This is a genomic window from Palleronia caenipelagi (assembly GCF_007004065.1).
Taxonomy (GTDB): Bacteria; Pseudomonadota; Alphaproteobacteria; order Rhodobacterales; family Rhodobacteraceae; genus Palleronia; species Palleronia caenipelagi.
This window is the reverse complement of record NZ_VFSV01000138.1, coordinates 1-1,046: the sequence shown is the minus strand read 5'-3', so window position 1 is coordinate 1,046 and position 1,046 is coordinate 1. Positions and strand designations below refer to the sequence as shown.

General features: G+C 56.5%; 1 pseudogene. It reads left to right on the top strand.

The window, feature by feature from the left end:
- A pseudogene (locus FEV53_RS20290) lies at positions 1–1,010 on the top strand (IS3 family transposase); the annotation flags it as partial.
- Between the last annotated feature and the right edge of the window lie 36 nt (positions 1,011–1,046).

Below are 1,046 nucleotides of genomic sequence, written 5' to 3'. Positions count from 1 at the left end.
GTTTCGGATCTGACCCTGGACAAGCTGATCCTGGCGGAGGCCGCAAAGGGAAACTTCTGAGCCCCGCTCGTCGCCGTACCTGCATTGATCGTGTTCGTGCAGAACTGAACGTTTCGGAACGTCGCGCGTGTCGCGTTCTGAGACAACACCGATCGACACAGCGCAAGGTACCCATTGGTCGTCCAGACGAAGAGCGCTTGGTGGCGGATATGATCGAGCTAACCCGGCAATATGGACGGTATGGCTATCGTCGGATTGCAGCAATGCTCAGAGATGCTGGCTGGCATGTGAACGATAAGCGCGTCGAAAGACTGTGGCGACGAGAGGGGCTGAAGGTGCCAATGAAACAACCAAGAAAAGGACGGCTTTGGCTGAATGATGGATCGTGTGTCCGGTTGCGGCCTGAGCATCCAAACCATGTTTGGTCATATGACTTCGTGCATTGCCGCACGGACGATGGGAAGGCGTTCCGGACATTGAATATCATCGAMGMGTACAGCCGGGAATGTCTGGCGATCCGTGTCGACAGGAAGTTGAACTCAGGCAACGTGATCGATGTGCTGAGCGACCTGTTCATCCTGCGCGGCGTGCCTTCGTTCATTCGGTCTGACAATGGCCCGGAGTTCGTTGCTCAAGCCGTACAGGACTGGATCAAAGCTGTCGGCGCGAAAACGGCTTAYATCGAACCTGGATCGCCTTGGGAGAACGGATACTGCGAAAGCTTCAACGCCCGTTTCCGCGAYGAGTTCCTGAATGGCGAAAYCTTCTACAGCCTGCGCGAGGCGCAGATCCTGATCGAACAATGGAGGAAACACTACAACASGAAACGACCACACAGCGCATTAGGCTTGTCTTATGACTTCCCTCGGCTCCTTTGCGATAAGGGAGCCGCTTCCCGGCTCCCCAAACATGCCGGGAAGCGGCGGGGGACGGATCGGGAATGGGTCGGCCGTTCTGGGCCGTGCGGTAGTGTGATCGCCCCCGTCTTTTCTCATGACCTGAACGGATAGCAGGGCTTTGGGCCTGCATGACAAGCAGAGGTAAGG